This is a genomic window from Bacillus sp. FDAARGOS_1420, from assembly GCF_019344915.1.
Classification (GTDB): Bacteria; Bacillota; Bacilli; order Bacillales; family Bacillaceae_G; genus Bacillus_A; species Bacillus_A mycoides.
The window spans coordinates 58,238-77,909 of sequence record NZ_JAHWJB010000005.1 but is presented as its reverse complement, the minus strand read 5'-3'; the positions used below and the strand labels follow the sequence as shown (position 1 = coordinate 77,909).

Annotated in this window: 22 protein-coding genes and 4 pseudogenes; 2 read left to right on the top strand and 24 right to left on the bottom strand. The window is 33.1% G+C overall.

The window, feature by feature from the left end; all coding sequences use genetic code 11:
- Window positions 1–83 precede the first annotated feature (83 nt).
- The 3 genes and pseudogenes from I6L50_RS32785 to I6L50_RS32775 all read right to left on the bottom strand — a co-directional run bounded on the left by I6L50_RS32785 (window position 84) and on the right by I6L50_RS32775 (window position 2,511).
- Window positions 84–919, bottom strand: a pseudogene (locus I6L50_RS32785) (Rpn family recombination-promoting nuclease/putative transposase).
- Window positions 920–990: 71 nt separating this feature from the next.
- Window positions 991–1,560: pseudogene (locus tag I6L50_RS32780) on the bottom strand (recombinase family protein); the annotation flags it as partial.
- Window positions 1,561–1,911: 351 nt separating this feature from the next.
- On the bottom strand, window positions 1,912–2,511 hold the full coding sequence (locus tag I6L50_RS32775; protein WP_219304567.1) for a DUF4030 domain-containing protein: 600 nt from the start codon (window positions 2,509–2,511) through the stop codon (window positions 1,912–1,914).
- 145 nt (window positions 2,512–2,656) lie between these two features.
- Between I6L50_RS32775 and I6L50_RS35340 the strand changes: the two genes are divergently transcribed.
- Entirely contained in the window at window positions 2,657–2,995 is a 339-nt protein-coding gene (locus tag I6L50_RS35340) for a helix-turn-helix domain-containing protein (protein ID WP_257475514.1), read from the top strand.
- Window positions 2,996–3,932: 937 nt separating this feature from the next.
- Here I6L50_RS35340 and hfq read toward each other — a convergent pair.
- From hfq to I6L50_RS32725, 10 genes are all read right to left on the bottom strand, one after another.
- Window positions 3,933–4,121 carry an RNA chaperone Hfq gene (hfq, locus tag I6L50_RS32765; RefSeq protein WP_219304565.1) on the bottom strand — a complete coding sequence of 63 codons (189 nt, stop codon included), beginning with the start codon at window positions 4,119–4,121 and terminating at the stop codon, window positions 3,933–3,935.
- Between the two features lie 22 nt (window positions 4,122–4,143).
- Window positions 4,144–4,479: a transposase gene (locus tag I6L50_RS32760; protein ID WP_065705350.1), complete on the bottom strand. Its 336-nt coding sequence runs from the start codon at window positions 4,477–4,479 to the stop codon at window positions 4,144–4,146.
- A gap of 687 nt (window positions 4,480–5,166) precedes the next feature.
- Window positions 5,167–5,661 (bottom strand): type IV secretion system protein VirB4, encoded by a 495-nt coding sequence (locus I6L50_RS32755; RefSeq protein ID WP_219304563.1) that lies wholly within the window; start codon window positions 5,659–5,661, stop codon window positions 5,167–5,169.
- Between the two features lie 40 nt (window positions 5,662–5,701).
- A complete protein-coding gene (locus I6L50_RS35335) occupies window positions 5,702–5,827 on the bottom strand; it encodes a hypothetical protein (protein ID WP_257475513.1) in 126 nt (41 codons plus the stop codon).
- A complete protein-coding gene (locus tag I6L50_RS32750) occupies window positions 5,824–6,039 on the bottom strand; it encodes a hypothetical protein (protein ID WP_219304561.1) in 216 nt (71 codons plus the stop codon). The genes I6L50_RS35335 and I6L50_RS32750 overlap by 4 nt, the downstream gene beginning before the upstream one ends.
- A gap of 4 nt (window positions 6,040–6,043) precedes the next feature.
- Window positions 6,044–6,325 (bottom strand): AbrB/MazE/SpoVT family DNA-binding domain-containing protein, encoded by a 282-nt coding sequence (locus I6L50_RS32745; protein ID WP_219304558.1) that lies wholly within the window; start codon window positions 6,323–6,325, stop codon window positions 6,044–6,046.
- A gap of 175 nt (window positions 6,326–6,500) precedes the next feature.
- Window positions 6,501–6,950, bottom strand: coding sequence for a single-stranded DNA-binding protein (ssb, locus tag I6L50_RS32740; RefSeq protein ID WP_219304556.1), 450 nt, complete (start codon window positions 6,948–6,950; stop codon window positions 6,501–6,503).
- Entirely contained in the window at window positions 6,907–7,197 is a 291-nt protein-coding gene (locus tag I6L50_RS32735; protein ID WP_219304754.1) for a hypothetical protein, read from the bottom strand. The genes ssb and I6L50_RS32735 overlap by 44 nt, the downstream gene beginning before the upstream one ends.
- A 36-nt stretch (window positions 7,198–7,233) precedes the next feature.
- The gene (locus I6L50_RS32730) at window positions 7,234–7,497 is read right to left on the bottom strand and encodes a hypothetical protein (RefSeq protein WP_219304554.1); all 264 of its coding nucleotides are present in this window, start codon (window positions 7,495–7,497) and stop codon (window positions 7,234–7,236) included.
- A gap of 28 nt (window positions 7,498–7,525) precedes the next feature.
- The gene (locus tag I6L50_RS32725) at window positions 7,526–7,714 is read right to left on the bottom strand and encodes a hypothetical protein (RefSeq protein WP_219304552.1); all 189 of its coding nucleotides are present in this window, start codon (window positions 7,712–7,714) and stop codon (window positions 7,526–7,528) included.
- A 61-nt stretch (window positions 7,715–7,775) separates the two neighbouring features.
- Between I6L50_RS32725 and I6L50_RS32720 the strand changes: the two genes are divergently transcribed.
- Entirely contained in the window at window positions 7,776–7,928 is a 153-nt protein-coding gene (locus I6L50_RS32720; RefSeq protein ID WP_219304549.1) for a ribbon-helix-helix domain-containing protein, read from the top strand.
- Between the two features lie 214 nt (window positions 7,929–8,142).
- Here I6L50_RS32720 and I6L50_RS32715 read toward each other — a convergent pair.
- From I6L50_RS32715 to I6L50_RS32670, 11 genes and pseudogenes are all read right to left on the bottom strand, one after another.
- Window positions 8,143–8,804 (bottom strand): annotated as a pseudogene (locus tag I6L50_RS32715) (restriction endonuclease).
- On the bottom strand, window positions 8,797–9,777 hold the full coding sequence (locus I6L50_RS32710; RefSeq protein WP_219304547.1) for a DUF3991 and TOPRIM domain-containing protein: 981 nt from the start codon (window positions 9,775–9,777) through the stop codon (window positions 8,797–8,799). The pseudogene I6L50_RS32715 and the gene I6L50_RS32710 overlap by 8 nt, the downstream one beginning before the upstream one ends.
- Window positions 9,778–9,862: 85 nt before the next feature.
- Window positions 9,863–12,520 (bottom strand): type IA DNA topoisomerase, encoded by a 2,658-nt coding sequence (locus tag I6L50_RS32705; RefSeq protein WP_219304546.1) that lies wholly within the window; start codon window positions 12,518–12,520, stop codon window positions 9,863–9,865.
- A gap of 15 nt (window positions 12,521–12,535) precedes the next feature.
- Complete coding sequence (locus I6L50_RS35330) at window positions 12,536–12,670, bottom strand: hypothetical protein (RefSeq protein ID WP_257475512.1); 135 nt, start codon at window positions 12,668–12,670, stop codon at window positions 12,536–12,538.
- An 85-nt stretch (window positions 12,671–12,755) separates the two neighbouring features.
- A pseudogene (locus tag I6L50_RS32700) lies at window positions 12,756–13,175 on the bottom strand (hypothetical protein); the annotation flags it as partial.
- Window positions 13,176–13,320: 145 nt separating this feature from the next.
- Window positions 13,321–16,317, bottom strand: coding sequence for an LPD25 domain-containing protein (locus I6L50_RS32695; protein ID WP_219304545.1), 2,997 nt, complete (start codon window positions 16,315–16,317; stop codon window positions 13,321–13,323).
- Window positions 16,310–16,585: a hypothetical protein gene (locus tag I6L50_RS32690; protein WP_219304544.1), complete on the bottom strand. Its 276-nt coding sequence runs from the start codon at window positions 16,583–16,585 to the stop codon at window positions 16,310–16,312. The genes I6L50_RS32695 and I6L50_RS32690 overlap by 8 nt, the downstream gene beginning before the upstream one ends.
- A gap of 42 nt (window positions 16,586–16,627) precedes the next feature.
- Window positions 16,628–17,071 (bottom strand): hypothetical protein, encoded by a 444-nt coding sequence (locus I6L50_RS32685; RefSeq protein WP_097961261.1) that lies wholly within the window; start codon window positions 17,069–17,071, stop codon window positions 16,628–16,630.
- A gap of 3 nt (window positions 17,072–17,074) precedes the next feature.
- A complete protein-coding gene (gene mobP2, locus I6L50_RS32680) occupies window positions 17,075–18,265 on the bottom strand; it encodes a MobP2 family relaxase (RefSeq protein WP_219304543.1) in 1,191 nt (396 codons plus the stop codon).
- Window positions 18,258–18,518 (bottom strand): hypothetical protein, encoded by a 261-nt coding sequence (locus tag I6L50_RS32675; protein ID WP_002094785.1) that lies wholly within the window; start codon window positions 18,516–18,518, stop codon window positions 18,258–18,260. The genes mobP2 and I6L50_RS32675 overlap by 8 nt, the downstream gene beginning before the upstream one ends.
- Before the next feature lie 257 nt (window positions 18,519–18,775).
- A complete protein-coding gene (locus I6L50_RS32670; protein WP_219304542.1) occupies window positions 18,776–19,672 on the bottom strand; it encodes a hypothetical protein in 897 nt (298 codons plus the stop codon).

Below are 19,672 nucleotides of genomic sequence, written 5' to 3'. Positions count from 1 at the left end.
AACCAAAACAAGAATATAACAAACTATATTAAAGGAATAAAAAACTTTACGAGATTTTCCGCAAAGTTTTTTATTCGTACGTATTATGATAGTAGTTTTCGTATGTCTTCTGTACTAAGGCCTGTGAATTTAGCAATGTCTTCTAGTGGCATACCATTCTTATGCATGCCACGGATTAATTGAATTTTCCCTTGCTCAATTCCTTCTTCACGAGCATGTGCTAACTTAGCTTGCTCATCTAGAAGTAACTCTTCACGAGCTTCATAAGCTGTTCGGAAAGAAGAGTCATGGCTCATATTTTCCCACTTATTCATTGCCTTTTGTAAAATTGGATCTTGATTCATTGCAATCTCCTCCAATGTTTGAGTTAAATGCTCATCTTCATGTGCTGGTAGTAATAACATCCAGCGAACAAATGCATTCTCCCATGGATTTACTTTTTCTTCACGCCATTGTTTGACCAATTTTGGAATTTCTACAAAATGAATTTCAATATCATCACTTAGTATCTGTTGCTTTTTAGGATTCCATAATTGTCCTATGGTGTGAAATGAATCATCCTGAGGGAATAGTATAAAATCTAATAAGTTAATGGTAATTGTTTTTCGGAGTGAACGATATGGCATCCCTTCTTGCATTTGGGATGTATAGAGTTTACTCCAGTAATATAAAGATCGCTTCACCATATCATGTGTGTTCCGTTATCGAGTGTTGCTAATAAATCTAATATTGATAACTTATCATCTTCATAAGACTTATGAAGATGTGGATCTTCTAGTTGTAGGGATATAATAGGCACATCTAAAGATTCTTCTAGGGTAGCGTTTAGAAATCCAGTTAAAATCTCTTCATTTCCCTTCGTTCCGAATAACTGTTTAAAAGCGAAATCAATCCGTAAATTTACTGATTTTGTGGACATGGGTTTCCTCTACCTGTCTTTCTATTCTTCTTACTATTTTATAATGTAATTCTTTATATAAATAAATTCATCTTTTTCAATTTATTTATTTTTCTTGTGTATCGGTAAAGCGTAGCCTGACTAATACCTGTCATGTTTACAATTTCTTGTATGCTATATTCTTTAGAATCATATAACTTTAATGCCATTTGAATGAAGCTATCCTTAACACGAGGGCATCCACCGATTCTTCCCCTTGCTCTTGCACTTTCAAGTCCTTCTTGAGTACGTTGAGCAATTAAATCTCTTTCAAACTGGCTAAACGCTTGAAATACAGTTAGCATTAGTTTTCCTTGAGGTGTATTAGTATCGAACTGTTCTTTAATACTAATCAGTTTAACGCCCTTATTCTCAAAATACTCAACTAGTTCAATTAAATCTTTTGTGCTTCGTCCTAATCTGGAAAAACTTTCAACCACTAACGTACCACCAGATCTAGTTTTAGCTTTTAATCGGTTAAGTTCTGGTCGATCACTTTTTGTTCCTGTTATTTTTTCCGTCAAAATTTCGGTACAGTTATAATTTTGAAGCATATCAATTTGACGAATTAAATCTTGCTGCTTTGTACTTACCCTGGCATATCCGTAAATATATGAATTCATAAAACCACCTACCCTTTACACAATAATTTTATCAAAAAGGGTAGGTGGTTTTTGAGAATTGTAAAGTAAGAATTTATGAATGATTCAAAAGGTCTATATGGTTTTGAAGTGTTTCAAAATTTCGTTTCGAACTTTTTGACGTACCGCTTTTAATAGAAATTACTCCCCTTCAAAATGTGTACCTTTTGGAACAAAAAAATCCACATATTGGATGTTTTCTGAAAACTGTAATGATAGTAATAAAGGTATATAATGGAGTAAATATATTAATGGATAACCATCAATAGTGTATATAAAAAGACTGGATTAATTAATCCAGTCTTTTTAGTTTCTAGAGCACAATATTGGATGCTAATTTATTAATTGATGATCTTTATTATAAATTTGAATAACATATGAATCTTCTACAATTAATTTTTTGTTTTTTTCTAACTTCATAATATCATTTATATTCTGTTCAAGTTTTTTAGCATATTCCTTAGCGTCTAAGTCAATTCCAGTTACAGGAGCATTTATTGTCAGTGTAACAGGCTGTTTTAAATCTTTGATATCACTTGTGATGGTAGTTCCCTTGTATTCTGGTTTGCTTAACAAATCATCCACAAGATTCATACTAAACAGTTCCCATCTATATTCTTTTTTAGCTAATTTAATATCTTCTTGGACAATATTAATTGTATAAGATGTAATTTTTTTCTTTTTTAATTCTTTATTGATTTCTTCCTCAACTTTTTTTGGTATTTCTGTATCAGATATTCTAAGGTCTAGAGATTTCGCTTTATTATCTACCGTAGCACTGAGAAATTTTTTATCATCGACTACATTATGAACTGTATCCATTACTTTAGAATCCTCACTTTGCGAAGCTTCCACATTATCAATTTGTTGACAAGAGCTTATTAACATTAATGAAGAAAAAAGAAGTGGAAAGACAAACTTTGATTTTTTCAATTAAATCACCTCTCTATGTCTTTCTTTTATCATACACTAAATATAAAGGGGAGAGGGTGGATGAAGATATAGAAATTTCATAAACAAAGAATTTTTCTGAATAAAGGTCTATCCTTCATTATAAGAGATTCTAGGGGGGATAATATTGAATAATATCGGTAAAGAAATTCGTGAATTTAGAAAAACATACAATCTAGCCCAAAAGGAGCTATGTAAAGGAATATGTCCAGTATCCCATTTAAGTCGTATAGAAAATAATAAAGTTGAAGCTAAAGCTGAAGTAATACAATTACTTTCAGAGCGAATAATGGTATTAAAATCTAATACTGAAATTCAGAATGATACTGTTCCGAATGAAAATATAGGGGAATTTTTTTTCAATGCGCGATTAAAACATGGGATTAAACAAGAAACCCTATGCTATGGAATATGTACCGCATCTTATTTAAGTCAAATTGAAAATAACAAATTAACCCCAAGTTGAAATATTAAAAAAATTGTTATATAAGAGAATAAAAGAAATTAAAAATAATACAAAAACATTAGATTTAGAAATACTCGAATTAGAAAAGTTATATGACACCATGATTTCTCTTTTTGATAAAGAAAAAATTAATGAGGCTAAAAAGATGTTGCATCGAGGATTGCGAGCTACAAAAAATAAATATCCTAAATTATACTGTTTATTTTCCTATCAAAATCACTTATATTTTGACCAAACAAATTTAAAAAGTTTTCTTGAAATAACAGCCATTCCTTTTTTTAAAAACTAGAAAGCCAATAAGCAATTATCTATATTTTATATTGATCTAGCGAACTGTTATCAAAAGGAAAATCAATTCGAAAAAGCTTGTCTATATTACCAAAAAGGCATCTCTTGTATAAGGATAGTGAAAAGTTTAAATATCATATCATCTCATAAAAATGTTCAGTTACAATTTTCATAAGATAATACATTCCAAAACCTAAGTGAATAGGGGGAAATTGCGACTCCTATATTTCTCAATATAGATATTGTTGTTAATTGTGGAATGTATATGGAAATTAAACATGTGATATAATATTATGAATAATAAGATAGCTTGCAATATATTTCTCCTTGTGAAAAGATAAGATCCTACTCTCCGATCTTATCTTTCTTTTTGTTAATGTATTATACAAAAAAGAGAACCCTTATTATAAGGATTCTGCACCAGGAAAGAACAAATATATAATAATAAAAAGAATTACTTATATTATAATTTAATAATAAGACAAAAATATTGAGAAAATTTATAGTGAATTGAATATTACTACACGATTAATTATAATTGATTAGGAGTTGGAGTAGTAATCTGTCATCTGTTCCTTTTTCAAAGAAGATTGATCTCAATCTTCTTTTTTTTGTGTTTTTGCCTCTTCTCTCGAAAAAGGAAAAAGAATTACGTAAGAATTGTGGAGATTGCTTGCTTGTAGACTAGTTGTTGCTTTCCATGAACCATCATAAGAACCGTAAATTTATCCATTGCAAGGATCTGCCCACGTATTGGAACACCATTCATTAAAAATACAGTAACTTCCCCTTTTCTTTCTTTCAATTGTTCATACATATCTTCTTGTAAGTTATACATGAAATACGCCCCCTAATTGTATCTACTTTTCTTTTAATGCTTGCTGCATCTCTTTGTTGTCTATTTGTATTTCCCATTCACCTTCTATTTTTCTAAACCATTTTCCTATTTTACTTAGATAATATCTTTTTACTTCACCATTAGGAATCCAAATTTCACGTTCCTGTATTTGATTCATCACTTCATGAAGAATCTCATCATGTTCATACTTTTTAGGTTTTCTATAATGTGTTTTTACAAACTGTGTATATTCTCTACGTAACCAATTAGAAATATGTTGTCTTTGTCTTTGCTTGAGATGTGACCATTTTTTATTTGTTTGAAGGATTTTTCCATTTACTTTTATGTGGTTTTTCATCGACACTCATCCCCTTTTACTAGCAAAACGAATATATAACTATCGTATCACATTTTAATTGAAATACGGCTCTAGGTACATATTTCGCAAGAAATCTATCCAAAATAAAAATAATTTCTCCATTTCACACAAAATAGTATCCAAATCAGACGAGACCGAATCCATTAAGCGGATCAATTAGGTACAAAAAATTAAATGTAGACTATTGATTCTTTATTTTGTCTTTTTATTAAACATTACGGTACGTGAAATTTTTGCATTTCCTTATTAAAAAATCCCCCATAAATCGTACAACTATGAGAGCTACCTAAGGGTATTTAGACTTTCGACTCCATTCTATTGTAACAGGCTTTCACCATACATGAGAAACATAATGAGCCAAAAACACACAATCATAATAAGAAATTTTTTAAACCCTTGCTGAAAGGAAATACGACCTTAAACGTTCATTTACGGTACATTATGTATATTATATTTTTGATCGATACAAAAATTAGGTTGGGGTTAATTTTGAATTTTCTCTTAATTTAAGTTATACTATGAAAAAGAGTCAAGTCTCCTTTAGGCTATATATGTTACAAAACCCAATTCCACCATACAGGAATTGGGTTTTGTAATTTATTTACATACTATAAATCATGCAACAAGTTTGCGGTATACTCTCCGTATCACGTAAGAAGGACTTGACTAAGTTAAAAATATTTTCCCTTTAAAATTAATGGACGCTAATGCTTCCGTAACTTCCTTTGCTTGTTTTTCAATTTCATTCATCGTGCATGCTGAAATATAAATCCGTAACTGAAGAAACTTGACTATCCCTCCATTTGTCACTTGCTGATACAAGGATTCTATATCTTGAAGCTCAGATTCAATCCATTCTACATAATCTTTTGTATCCATAGGACGTACATTTTCTTCTGCTAAAAAATTATTGAGAGCTTCTACTACAACTTTTCGCCCATCACTAATAATGTCCATTTTTATAATTGCATTTGGTATATTCATAATGGGCTTCAGCCAAAAGTCACTTACTTCCGTTTGGAATCCATATACATTGATACATGTATAGAAGTCTTCCCCATTTTGGGTACATACTTCTTTATTAGTATCTATTTGATTTTGTGTTTCTTCTTGCCCTTTTTTTCCTTGGAAAAAATTCCGTATTAGTTGCCGTATCCCCATTTTATTCACCTCATATAATTTTCAAATTTGGAACTACCCTCTATTTATCATCATTTTCATTAATTTCAAGAGGATTTAATTTTATTTCTGTAATGTCCTCAGGGCGTATACTTATTATTTCTCCACTTAGTTCTTTAACAATTTTATGATAATTCTTGTCTATCATAAGATCGCCTCCCTAGCTTTATGTAGGGCGTTTATAAACTCATCAATATCCTCTTTTGTGAATGATACCTTCCCGGATGATTTGTTCATGCTAACACAATCAATCAATATCCCTTTCTCATTGGTGCCAGGTAAAACTCCACTATTGCTAATCACAATAGTATCTCCCCAACTATCACTAACTTCTATAGTAATCTCTTTACTTATATCCATTAAATTAACTCCTTACAAGGTATTGTTGTAATTCCTCAATTATAATTTCTGCCCCTTCTGGGCTAAGGATAATTTCCCCATTGCCTAATGATATATTATTATCTGAAATATCACCAGTAATCATGCATGCTTGTTGAGGTTGATATTTCTGTAAAATAATCTTGTCATCTTCAACAAATATTTCAATAGGATCTTTTTCTACAATCCCTAAAGTACGTCTTAATTCAATTGGAAGTACCACCCTACCTAACTCATCCACTTTTCTTGTCATTCCTGTAGATTTCATAAACTCCCACCTTTTTTGTTTGATATTGTTATTTTAATAGTAATTCACTACAAAATAAAAACATCAGTAACCAAAAAGTAATTACCATATTAAAAGCAATTTTACATCTTTCAAAAATAGAAAATGTTCTTTCTTCACCCTTCATAAAATCTCTCCTTTATTTATAAGTGAATTTTTAGAATGGTAAGTCGTCATCACTTATATCAATTGGTTTGCCCGCATTTGAGAAGGGATCATTGCTTCCATTATTTGCTCCTACATTGGCATAGTTATTGTTAAAGGACTGTTCCTGTTGCCCTAAACGATAATTCTTTGGCTCCAAAAACTGAACATGCTCAGAAAGAACTTCAGTAACATATACTCTTTTTCCATCTTGCCCTTCATAATTACGGGTTTGTAACCGCCCGTCTACCCCTGCAAGACTCCCTTTTTTAAGATAGTTTGCTACATTTTCAGCCGTCTTTCTCCATACAACACAACTTATGAAGTCAGATTCTCGCTCTCCCCTTTGATTAGCAAATGCTTTCTTGACTGCTAAGGTAAAAGTAGCAACAGCAACACCATTAGGCGTATAACGTAAGTCAGGATCTTTCGTCAAACGACCAACTAACACTCCCCGATTCAAATTGCATCCCCCCTAAGTTTAAATATACATATTTTCTAAACTTTAAATATGATAAAATAGTGAAAGCAAGGGAATGTACGAGATTCCCTATGCTTTTACGGTCACTTTTTGTCAGAACCCTTCGTTTACTTTGTAAATGAAGGGTTTTATTTTGTATACTTATTTTTACTTGCAATGCTGCATTACGAAGCAATTTCAATTTAGTTTCCTGTTTTAATGCTTTCCACTCAGACACGCCAATATTCATTTTTCATTCCTCCATTATTTTGTTATTTATTTAAACTTATAAATTCCATTTGTAAATTTTTTTAATTTCTTTATCACTAAATCCTTCATGGATAGCGAAGATTTTTGGAAAATCAGAGATACACAAATCAATAATTGTATTATCAGTTGTTCTTATATAATAATATTGAACAGCCCCCTCATAATCCGAATATAAGTAGTATTTATGAATCTTATACTCTAATCCATTCTTCTCTAATACCTCATAAAGCTTATTTTTAGTTTCATCCATTACGTCAAAAATGGTTAACTGCTCCATCATCTTAACAGCTCCTCATTACGTAAATTTACTAAACCAACTCTAAGAACAAAGTTGTTTCATTATCTTCATTGGTATGCACATTGAACTGTTTTCCCGTAGCTTCTAATGCGCTAAAAAGCATTCTTTTATATCCTTGATCCATAAAATCTACACTGATTTGACCATGATTCATAATAAATTGAAGATCAGCCATCATCTTTTTAACTTTTCGTTCCATGTAATAACCCCCTCAATAAAGTTATATAACTTATAATATTTTTTATAGAGGAGGTTGTTATATGGCTGTTAATAAAGACAAGTACACTCAAATTTTAGTTACTTTTACAAAAGAACAAGTAGAACAAATAGAAAATTATTGGCATGTGAATAAGCTGAAGAACCGAAACGAAGCAATTCGTCAGATCGTAGAAAAAGGGTTAAGTCGTAAATAATGGCTACCCTTTTTATTTTCCCTAAAAAACCTAAAAACGCATCTAAATTCCCTCTCTCCCTTTACATGCGTTTTTATAACAAATACGACTTATTATATTAACAACTCCTTCAAAATCCAATACAAACAAATCTGAAGGGTCGTTTTTTAGTTAAACTGATTTTTTTCATGTATTCTTTAAACAAATGAAAAAAGAGCCGGATTTTCATCACAGCTCATGTATTGATTGGTTCTGTATGTGTACATGTGGGATATTGTGAACAGCCAAAAAACTTATTTCCTGTTTTATTTGAATTACGAACCACTAAATCATGTTTACATGTTGGACATTTCCGTTCTGCAGGTTTTACCCCTTGATACACATCTTCAGCCGAATATTCGGGATTGACTTTATTAATCAATTTCTGAAGGTCTACACGATTTATTAGTTTTACATTGTAAGCTTCCGCTAATTCTTTCGCCTGTCTTGTATACACACTGTTCGTTACAACCCAGCCCTCATTTGCTTTGTAATAGGCTTGTGCTGCATATATCTCTTGTACGGCACTAATGCCGACTCTATTTTTCATCCCATAGCGTTTCGCCTGGATTACAATACGATTTTTCCCCTTCAATACCAGATCCGCTCCGAAATCATTTGACTGCTTTGTGACTGTTGGAAATAACCCAACTCTCGAAAGAGAGCTTTTAGATATACTTCGAATTGATGGCCGTCCATTTTGTCTATATAGTGAATACCAGACTTAGCCATTCGCTTTAATATTCTTCGCTCCTGGAACTTCCGGTACATGAATTTACAAATACGAAAAAGAACATAAAGGACAAAACCATACATCAAAATTTGTAATATGTTTGGCATTTCTGGTAGATTAGACACTTCGCTCCACCTCTTTAATTGGTTTTATTTTCTTTGTTTGTGCGTTTTCTTTTACCTGTTGCTCACTCACTTGTTTCTTCCGGACATCGTTCCAATCTTCTTTTTCATTCTTTGGAATATCCTCTTTAAGATCTACAAAACATTTCATCGTTTGAATGAACTCTCTCCCACCCTTATCATTATCAACTGCCATTATGATCTCTTTAATATCGTGCCCTTCTTTTTTCGCATCCATTAAAGATTCAATCACTGTTTTTGACTTCAATCCATGCATAGACACCAGGCGAGCGTTTTGAATATTATTTTGCTTGATACTCCAATGAGATAGCATGTCGATTGGATCTTCATAAAAATAAATCTTATCCGGCTTACCCACATCAACCGTAAAACCAGCATTGATTTTTTCATAATTCGGGACTATTTGCTTAAAGCTTCCTCTTTTATTTTCCATTTTGACCGTACCTTGACGGTTCATTCCAATTACTTTCCCTTTGCCTCCTTCTTCCCTCCATTTAAACACCACATTATTTTTCTTATCCTGGACGATGAGATCCTTTTTAATCAGCCAATTTACTAAACGAGAATCAATTTTTCTCTCATCAATTAAGTATTGCTTGATTTCTGTTTGTTTCGGCACCTCTAAGTGTTTTGGATAACTAAAAGGCTGCTGCTCTTTTTTGCGCTCCTCTTCAGCTTTTGAACGATCAAACTCTTTGTAGTCCCCCTTCTGAATGTCCATCACGGCTTGAGGGAATGTCATGTCATAGTACATCATGGCAAAGCTACTCGCTCCATATCCCTTTTCTCCTCGACTATTCCAGGCATATTGATTCCCTTTAATGATGAGACTGTCATGTTCCGTATGACGATAATAGTTTCCTTCTTTCTTAAACGTTTCTCCCTTTGCTTCCAGATATGAAATCAAGTCAACTTTTCTTGCTTTCATCGCATCCTCCGTACTGACATGTGCCATTACGGAATCCCCCCTTTACTCTATAAAATGAAATAAAAAAGAGGACTATTACGTTTCCTAGTCCTCTTTTACATGCATTCAATTTTTATTTGCCGAATAAGAATTTTAATCGCTTCTCCTGTACGCTGTATGATAAACGAGCGTCAAATTTCTTCCCGTTTTTGTTTGAGATAAACCCTTTGATCTGATCCGTTACATTCTTTTCTAATAACTTTTTCACATGGTTACTACTTAAATTTTTACCAGAGAATGTACCAAAAATAATGAAATCACATCCTTTTTTGTATTTCTCACATAAGTAGTTACTTTTCCCTACAAGAACTCTACTCTTACATAATGGACACTTACCAATGGTACGATCTTCAGTTGTTGGGAAACGAAATTTCAAACTTCCGTCCGCTTCCATATAGATAGCTGCTGTAAATTCTCCCTTTTCTCCTTGAAAGCCGTTTATAAAATCCGTTGTTTTATACTGAATTAGCTTTTTCATCTGATTGCCAGGGATTGCTTTCTCTTTGATCTTGGCTGGTAACATAAAATCACATCCATTTTTATGCTCCGTGCATCCATAAAATGTTTTACGATGAAGCATATCCCCTTTTTTACATTTTGGACATTTACCAAATGACAGCTCCTCTTGTGTTGGGAACTGAAATTTAACTTTCCCTTCATGTAACACTAAATAAGCGGAAAACTCCTTCTCATTGGACTTAAATCCTTTTAAAAGATCTGTTTTCTTATCCTCAAACAGCTTTTTTACTTGCGCTTCTGGAATCGCTTTTTCTTTAATTTTTTTTGGTAAGGAGATTTCACATTCCGGATAATTACTGCACCCATAAAAATTACCTTTATGAAGGATTTTTCCTTTTCTACAAGGGCATTTGCACACCTCAATCTGCTGATTCCAAGTATTAATAATGCTATCCGAAACCTTATCATCCATTGCGCCTAATTGTTCCACTGTATCTTTTACAAACGTATTTGTTTTTTCCACAAATTCTTCATAATTCATTTCGTTCTTTTCGATCATGTAAATCATCCCTTCCATTTCAGCCGTATAAGCTGGATTTTTGATTTCATCTACCGGAAAAGCATCTATAAACGCACGACCAATATTAGTAGTTCGAATCTGACTGTTGGTAACATCAATATAGCTACGATCTAACAGTTTCGGTATAAATGTTTCTTCCGTTGCGACTGTCCCAATCCGTTTTCCTTTCATAAGTTCCTTCAAATGTTCATCATCTAATTTACGTCCTGCCGTTTCAATAAAGGTTAAAATGGAACTTTCCGTATGAAAAGCTGGTTTCTTTGTTCGAGACTCAATCAAGTCATACTGAACGATTCTGAAAGAATCTCCTTCTCGTAAAATAGGTATCTGAAATGCTTCAACTGATCCCTCTTCTATATCCTCTTGAAATACACTTAGAAACCCTTTCTCTTGTAGGATTTTTTCTTTTGTACTGTATGCGTTAGCCTCTTGATCTATAAAATGTACTTCTCTTACCAGGTAGATTGCTGGTTTCATAAAATTCCCGATAAATCGTTTTACAATTAAGTCATATAGCTGTTTTTCTAATGGATTTCGGTTGGTTCCGGCATATAATTTTGTTGTTGGGATGATGGCAAAATGGCTACTGACTAATTCATCATTAAAAGTAGTATGTTTTTTCGTAATAGAAGAGGGAACCACCTGTTGTACGAGATTTGCATAGGAGCTCTTTTCTAATGCTGCCATTACTTCTTTTACTCGTTCCACTTGTTCTGTAGGTAAGTGCCTGGATGAAGAACGAGGATATGTGATAAAGCCTTCTTCATACAAACTCTGAATATGTTTTTTTGCTGTTTCCGCATTTATCTTCAGTTTGGCATGAGCATCTTTGTAGATATCCGTTAAGTTATATAATAATTTTGGTTTCTTTTTTCTCGTACTTTCTTTAAATTCCGTTACAATTACATTCGTTTCTTTCAAGCTTTCTCCAAGCTTTTGTAGTGGCGATGGATCTATCAGTTGCTCTTCTGTTTTCATCACCGGTGATAAACCATTTTCGGTTAGTAGCTTCAAATTGTAATAGGTTTGTTCTTTATAATTTTGAATAGCGATTTCCCTTTGACGGATTTCATTTAAGATACACATTTGAACACGACCAGAAGCCAATAAGAATTGGTTTCTTGCTAGTTTGGATGTACAACCCCTCGTAACATTAATTCCTAGAATATAGTCCAGGTATTGCCTTGCTTTAGCCGATTTTGCAAGCCCGTCATAATCCGTTAATGGTTCTAATCGATTCAATGCTCCTTCTAATTCTGCTGCCTCATAAGATGACTTGTATACACGAGATTGCTTTTTATTTACCCCAGCGTACTCGTACACTTCCCTATAGATTAATTCTCCCTCTCGATCCGCGTCACATATGTTTACCACGTGGTCAACATCATGACGCTGCAACAATTTAACGAGTGTTTGTAGTTGCTCAGCATATTCTTGAATTACTTTATAAACTGGTTGATAAATTAAAGGTAAATGCTCAAACTTAAACACTTTATACTTCGAATCCATCTCTTCTGGATGTTTTAACTCTAATAAATGCCCTCGGCACCAGCTAATAATGTAATTCTGATTTTCATAGTAGCCATAATACGGCATACTTCCCGAATTCTTTTGTGAGTTTTTAAATCTAGGTGATTTTAATAATTCAACAGCTACCTTCTGTTTTTCAGCAATAAACAATGTTTTCCCCATACGAAGTACCTCCTATTAATCTGTAATTTCAGTTTTACGCTTCCATTTCTTATTCCTACGTGTTTTTATCATTCTGTGCCCAAATAATAACAATGTGTTCAAAAAGACAGCTACAAGGAACATACAGCTCGCAAACAGCCATACATTCATGACATTCACTCCTTTCTTTCTATTAATAAGAAAGAGGGCTTTTAAATTTGCCCTCTTGTGTAGAAATAATAAAATTGTTTAGTAATTAATCAACATATGAAAAGGCTATTGCTGAGCCAGTCAACTCAATGTAGGGTATTTCATTTACTTTAGCTTGTCGGCAATACTCTTTAATAAGTGTTTCTCCTTCTTCAACACTTAAATGCTTATAAAATTTACTGTTTGTATCATCAATAAAAAACTTAATAACTTCAACATTCTCAAATAGGGGATTATTATCAATTTCAATAATTAATTTCCCCTCTTGCAAATCAATTTTTACAGAAAGATATTCAGTTACGCCACCGATACTATCCTCTTCAAAATCAAATGTGTTAAATTTAATATCTACGCCAAATCCATAATCTGACTTTGTATTATTATAGGTAAAACCATGCCAATTAAAATCGTAATAGTACGCAATTTTATTATTTTGTTTTTTATTCTCTTCTATATATGCTGCATGTTTTTCAAAAAATGTGTTTTTATGATCCGTCAATTTAATCACCCCAATTTATTTTTTAACAACTATTCATAAAAAAAATCACTTTCCGTTTTCTCAATTGAGTAACAAAAAATGATTTAATCTGGTGTTCCTGCTATACAATTTTTCATCGTTCCATTTCCACTGTTTCTTTTTTTCTACCCAATTTTTTTGTAGACTTCGACTGCTCTACATTACCAGGATCTATTTCCTTATCTTTTTCTTTATCATTTGTTTTTTTCCCATTCAATGGCTGAAAATTTTTATCAAAATCCATTTCCTTTGAAGTTGTAGACTGATTCACCGTTTTTCCTTCTTTCCCAAGCTTCTCATCCACCTGGTTTTCTAATTTAACAACGTGTTCCTGGCTTACCAGCTCATTATCAATCGAAACATATTTCGTTGTATAATACCGCTCTTCAGCTTTTACACGAGTGACAATACTATCAATATTATCTGGTGTTTCTTCATATTGTGAACGTCTGTATGCTTCGAATTTTCGGCTTAAGTCCTTATCTAACGTAGTTGACTCTTTTTCTTTTGAAGGCTGAATCTGTTGATCTAAAGAGGCAATAGGTGCATAGCCCTCTTTCTTCATTTCTTTAGACAATTCCACTTCTTTTTCACTAAATGAAGGATCTTTTTGTTCCTCTGCCTTATCAACTAAAATTCCATATCGTTCATCTTTTACGATTTCATCCAGGCTCATATTCGCATCCTTTTCATGAATGACAAATGATAAATTCCCTTTTCCCTCAAAAATAGAGTCTTGAACTTTTTCGTATAAATCTGATTTCAAAATATTATCCAAATAGACATTTTCTCGTTCTCCATTTTTCTCCATTAAGGAAACATATAAATCTTCTGGATTTGTTTTATCTCCGTTCCATACCGATAAATAATTAATATCTTTCGTAACGCCATCCATCATGTGGATTCTTGCAACCTCTTCATCTTGCATATCCTTCGCCAACACTTCAATTGTAACTACATGAGTAGGTGCCTCTTTCAAGCTTTCTAATGTACTTTCCTGTTCTTTTTCTATCGTTATTTCTTTGTTATCCCTATGATTCACTACCTCATCCCGTAACGCTTGTTTCACTTCATCTGATAGATACCTTTTCTCGTTTAATACTTGCTCATATGGTGTCTTGTAGTCCCCATCCCCCATATTCATACGATCCATACTCACAAGCTCCATTCTCCCAAAATCCCTATCGACTTCTTTTGGAATGGCAATATGATAACGAGCTTGATCGTAAGGGATGGTTTGACCTCTTTCTCTAGCTTCTTCTCTTGCTTTTTCAATACTTGAAATGACTTCAGCCATTTTTTCATTAGCTTCTCCAAATGGGATTAGTTGATTGCTCTTAAAATTTTCGTTGTCGCTCCACTGAACTAACATAGTTGGACGATTAATTTCATTCTGATTTAGTGCTGCATACTTTTCTTGATTTGCTTCGTTAAATGCAACAATAAATTCTTTATCACTCAATTTTTCTGCACCTTCTACGGGTTCAAACGCTCGATTTCTATCTGCTTGTTCCCTTAACTCTGTAACGGAAACAAGCTCTTGTGTCGTGTTACTTAAACTCATATATTCAACCAATAAAATATTTTTTTCATCCTGTTTTTCATTTCTAGTTGTCATAATATCGTTATGTGATTCTGAAATTGAATGATTAATCTGATTCACCGTTTGATTTATAGCACTATCAAATTTAAATAACCCACGTTTATCTTCTATACGCCCAGAAAGGCACTCTACGTTCATATCACCTCTTGAGTTAGAAGTAACTTTCGCAATTGGGGTTTTTAATACTTCTTTATTTACCAACTCCGGATATTCATACTCATCCATTTCGTGAAAAAACTCCAAAGTCTTTGTAATGTTATTTATACTTTCTTTCTCTGTTTCAGTCCCATATTGATTAACAATTGCATGCATTTCCCCTACCGTTAATCGCATATTAGGATAAATCCCTTCAATTATCCGTCCATCTTCTGACAATTGAATTTCGTAGTTTTCCCATTGTCTTTCGAAATTTAATCCTAACTTTTCATTAATAATGCGCTGTGCATTTTGTTGAATCCCTGTTAAAATTTCAAAATTGTCTTTTTCATGTTCGGACACTTGTTTTGACATATTATCTACTCCCTTTTCATATGTTTTTTCTTTTTCCTTTTCTAACGTATTTTCAATTGTTTCAATAAATTCAATCGAAGTTTCATGTACTTCTTTCAATAATTTCGTTTTATCTTTCATTTCTTTTCCTTGTGTCCAGCTTGCTAAATACCCTAAGGAATATTCGCTTGTATCAATCCCAAAATAAGAAGAAACGGCATAAGCTGTCATTTCTGCTTGAAACTCTTTTTCTGGTGCTGTGTAATTCATATGTGTCTCTGCTGTATGAAGTTTAGCGTGTGCCAGTTCATGAAGAAGAGTTTTTACATTTTGTAATTCGCTGTTTCGTGGATTCAAAGCGACCTCTTTTGTTAAGGTGTAACTTACACCCTTTGAAACACCCAACTCTGCTTTTGGTGCAATAATTTTCACACCGTTCTTTTCCGCAATGGCTTCCATTCCTCTGTACAAACTCTTGTAATCTGTTACACTTCCTTCTAGCCAACGATTCGGAAAAATACGAGGGAGATCTTCCGCTTTTGCGTTCGTTTGGGACACATCAAACACATGACCGACAGCAAAATATAAGCGACCTGGTTTCACTTCTACGCTTTTAGATTCGATTTGTTTTCTCTCTTCCTCACTTGCTTTAGTTACTGTTTTCCAAGTGCCTTCTTTGTCTTTAAATTTTGCTACAGTTCGGTTTGGAACAAGGATTTTAATTCCTTTCTCACCCTTCTTAATCGGAAATCCTTTTTCTTTCCAAAAAGAAAAGGAACCCACTGCCCTGGCTCCCTCGAATTGACTCTGTATTAATGAAATATTAGATGGTGAATAGCGATAAAACTTTGCCATAAACGTTAAATACTCTTTTAAATCTCCCGGTGTACGAAAATAACCTTCTACGCTTTTTTCCATCTTTTTTGTTAAAGCTTGCACCGCTTCTTTCTTTTCTTCCGGAGATTTCGTTTGATACTTTTTCTTATCATTCTTACTCATGATCCTCTCCTATTCTTTCACTCGCTCTTTGCAATTCCTCCATTTCTTCTTCATTCCACCTCTCAGCTGTATCAAAGAAAAGCTCATGAGTTTTTACATTAACCGGAACTAACATATTTTCTTGATTCATGACATGGATTGCCAGTTCTCTCACTTGTTCTCTTGTAATTTTAATTGTTAGTTCTTCCTCTTTTACAAGTAACACAATTTCATCTTCTCCAATTTCTTTAATGACTCCTAATGCGATATCTTCACGAAATAATAACATCCTAATAACCTCCTATTTTTTTATAAAAAAGAACAATGTAGCTTATGTTACATTGTTCTTTGATGCCTCGTGATCTATACGTTTTTGTCTCGCATGACTAATTCGTTCCGCTACGACTTCCTTTGCTATTTTCACGCCACCGACTTCTATTTTATCCGTAGTAATAATACTCTCTAAATCTAAGTCATTGGCAAAGAAGTATCCATTCATTAATTCAATTAAAACTTGTGTATTTCGATCCGCACTATTTGCACCAAGACGAATTTTTGTTAGTTCACTTTTCAACACATCGTGTAGATTCTTTGATACAATTTCGGAAATATAATTTAATGACCATTCTGAACTTTTTGATGCTTGATGTTCCATACAAATTTTTGATATAGCATCACCTGGATGTGTAATATTATTTTCATCCATATAGTCTTGAATGTATTGGTGGACATTTTCATTCAACGATAACTTCATTCGTATTTTTTTATTCTCCATGATCTAACCCCTTTCATTTTCATATTCATTTTCCCTTTGCATACGCTCATAATACTTTTGGTTCTTCCAACTTTCATATTCACTTTTAAAAGCACGTTCCACTTTTCTCATAGAGTACTGAATAGATACATTCTGTTGAAATTTTTGAAACGGCTTTGATTTTTTCATGTGATGGATTCTCTTTTGTTCTTTATCATATGCCTTCATTTCTTGCAAAAAGGCGTTACCCATTCTTTTATATAGGTCATTAATTTTATTCGTTTTATAATTTTCATATTGCTTCTTATCATACTTTCCTTCCCCATAAGCTTCTTTAAAAACTTGCACTTCTTTATCTAACTTTTGGAGAAACTGATCGTAATCTTTTTTATGATGATGTTGAATATATCGACTGCTTAACTTATCAATTTCCGGCTTTAATGGTTGAATCGTATTATAGCTATACTGCCACTGTCTTTTATCACTTGGTAACTGTTTATAGATTTGTAAAAACAACGGTTTCAGATGTTGATTACGCCAATCAAAAACGGAATCCTCTTTTTTCTTTCCCACCATATTGTTTCGAATCAGATCATTAATTTGTTTCTGTTCCTGCTTACGATCTAATAGATTATTTACGACTTTCCCCTTCATCGCATCTAATGTTTTTGGTTTTCTTTTGCCACGTTCTCTCGTTGAAAATGGTTCAACAGTTGCCACATGAATATGAATATTATCCGTATTAAAGTGAATGGCTGCCGACCAGATAGAGCTTTTTTCCAACCCCTCTTTTTTTTGCATTTCCTTCATCGCAAGCCGTGTTACATCCATTAACTTTTTTTCATCCAATGTTTTTGTTTTTTTATCATAAATTCCTTGTTTCTCTAACCAGGGGTTATGAAAAGAAATGACATCTTGCCACATGATACTTCCATTCTCATGGGCGGTTTTAAACATTTCCTTTAAGGACTTTTTTTCACTTTCTGTTAAACGATTTGCGTGTTCCGTAAATAGTGCCGATGTCTTTTCTGAATTCCCCATATAGTCTTGATACGTTTCGAACATTTTCGGATTCAGCTTTACTTCACTTTTCGCTTCCTCCCGATCTACATAATCAATATAGTTCTGAAATGCATCCGAACTTGGCAACACAAATTTCGTTTTTAAAACAACACCTGGTGTGACGGAGGACTGAACAGGAACGGCATTATTCATTTTCAACATCCTGCATCATCATTTGAATAAACTCATTCATTTTTTCCATTGCGCTATAACAATCACTCATCATATGGATGTTCTTTTCAATAAGATTTTCTAATTCCATTTCCCTTTTATTTTGTTGCTGAAAAAATGCCAGCATTTCAATTTGAGCTTTCAAAAATTTTTGCCTGGATACTCCTTTCCTTTTTGCGATTTCATCTATTTTCTTTAAGGCAACTGGATCTATATCTCTTATTTTTAGATTCACAATTTCCGCTCCTTTCTGCAATTCTGGGTAGAGAACAAAAAATAGCGAGAAGAGCATAAGGGGTTTCTGCCCCCACCGAAGGTGTGGGGCTAGGCGGAGCCTAGCGAAACGTTGGGGGCAAGAAAAGAAGTTGAATGTCCCCATTACGTCCCTATCTTTATGATTAATGTCTCCACTATGTCCCGTTAGTTTTTCTAAATGTCCCTTTCATGTCCCCTTATTTCACCCCAATGTCTCCATCGTGTCCCTATATTTTTTCACTTTTTATTAATTTCTTGTGCCTTTTCTTCTAATTTTTTGATCTTATCTCGTGCAATTTTTTGTTCCCCTTTAAACAATTCCACGTTCTTTTCTGATGATTTTATTTTAGATTCTAAGGATGCTATTTTCGATTGCGTTTCCGTTTTTTCTGCATCGGTTTGGTACTTCATTTCATCTTTTAGTTCTTTTACTTTTTCATAAACTGTCTTCGCATTTTCTTCTTCCAGTTTGATTGCTTTCCCATAATTTTTGATCTTTGTTTCAATATCTTTTTTGTCTCTTTCTATAAAGTCTAGCTCATATGTTTTTTTGTCTTCAGCTAACAATTCATCATTTGCTTTTGTTTTTCTTTGATCGGTAAAAATCGACTGAACAAGTTTATTCGGACTTTTTGTTGATGTATTTTCTTCTTCATATTCGTTAACATCTTGCGTGAATTTACGAATATCCATTTGTTCTTTTTCACCATTTTCATTGTAAATATCGAAAGCTAACGCTCCCCAATTCGGAGATAATTCTTTTACCTCCACCACATAATTTCCGTTCTCTTCATACAACACTTTTACAGGTAATTGAACACCAGACTTTGCTTTTTCTTGTGCTTTAAACGTAAATCCTGTTTCCTCATACCCTTCTATTCGAAAGCGAATTTGTATAAAGTTTTTGTGTGGATTGTATTCCCTTTGTTCTACAATCAATTTCCCCATACCCGACAACTTAATTACTTTATTTGTCTCTGTATGGAATAGTTTTTCATCGTTTGGCATGTAAATTTTAGATGTCAAGAAAGCGAAAAAACCCAAAAATAGAAAACTGATAATCGTTAAGTAGATCCACGACTTATTTTTTCTTAGATTGATTCTTTCACTCTTCCTACCAATTGCACCTACCAC

What these genes read in the sequence shown, in the direction of transcription:
- hfq (WP_219304565.1), bottom strand. Translation starts at nt 4,121, where the DNA reads ATGTATAACTTACAAGAAGATATGTATGAACAATTGAAAGAAAGAAAA.
- I6L50_RS32760 (WP_065705350.1), bottom strand. Translation starts at nt 4,479, where the DNA reads ATGAAAAACCACATAAAAGTAAATGGAAAAATCCTTCAAACAAATAAA.
- I6L50_RS32755 (WP_219304563.1), bottom strand. Translation starts at nt 5,661, where the DNA reads ATGGGGATACGGCAACTAATACGGAATTTTTTCCAAGGAAAAAAAGGG.
- I6L50_RS35335 (WP_257475513.1), bottom strand. Translation starts at nt 5,827, where the DNA reads ATGATAGACAAGAATTATCATAAAATTGTTAAAGAACTAAGTGGAGAA.
- I6L50_RS32750 (WP_219304561.1), bottom strand. Translation starts at nt 6,039, where the DNA reads ATGGATATAAGTAAAGAGATTACTATAGAAGTTAGTGATAGTTGGGGA.
- I6L50_RS32745 (WP_219304558.1), bottom strand. Translation starts at nt 6,325, where the DNA reads ATGAAATCTACAGGAATGACAAGAAAAGTGGATGAGTTAGGTAGGGTG.
- I6L50_RS32735 (WP_219304754.1), bottom strand. Translation starts at nt 7,197, where the DNA reads ATGAATATTGGCGTGTCTGAGTGGAAAGCATTAAAACAGGAAACTAAA.
- I6L50_RS32730 (WP_219304554.1), bottom strand. Translation starts at nt 7,497, where the DNA reads ATGATGGAGCAGTTAACCATTTTTGACGTAATGGATGAAACTAAAAAT.
- I6L50_RS32725 (WP_219304552.1), bottom strand. Translation starts at nt 7,714, where the DNA reads ATGGAACGAAAAGTTAAAAAGATGATGGCTGATCTTCAATTTATTATG.
- I6L50_RS32720 (WP_219304549.1), top strand. Translation starts at nt 7,776, where the DNA reads ATGGCTGTTAATAAAGACAAGTACACTCAAATTTTAGTTACTTTTACA.
- I6L50_RS32710 (WP_219304547.1), bottom strand. Translation starts at nt 9,777, where the DNA reads ATGGCACATGTCAGTACGGAGGATGCGATGAAAGCAAGAAAAGTTGAC.
- I6L50_RS32705 (WP_219304546.1), bottom strand. Translation starts at nt 12,520, where the DNA reads ATGGGGAAAACATTGTTTATTGCTGAAAAACAGAAGGTAGCTGTTGAA.
- I6L50_RS35330 (WP_257475512.1), bottom strand. Translation starts at nt 12,670, where the DNA reads ATGAATGTATGGCTGTTTGCGAGCTGTATGTTCCTTGTAGCTGTCTTT.
- I6L50_RS32695 (WP_219304545.1), bottom strand. Translation starts at nt 16,317, where the DNA reads ATGAGTAAGAATGATAAGAAAAAGTATCAAACGAAATCTCCGGAAGAA.
- I6L50_RS32690 (WP_219304544.1), bottom strand. Translation starts at nt 16,585, where the DNA reads ATGTTATTATTTCGTGAAGATATCGCATTAGGAGTCATTAAAGAAATT.
- I6L50_RS32685 (WP_097961261.1), bottom strand. Translation starts at nt 17,071, where the DNA reads ATGGAGAATAAAAAAATACGAATGAAGTTATCGTTGAATGAAAATGTC.
- mobP2 (WP_219304543.1), bottom strand. Translation starts at nt 18,265, where the DNA reads ATGAATAATGCCGTTCCTGTTCAGTCCTCCGTCACACCAGGTGTTGTT.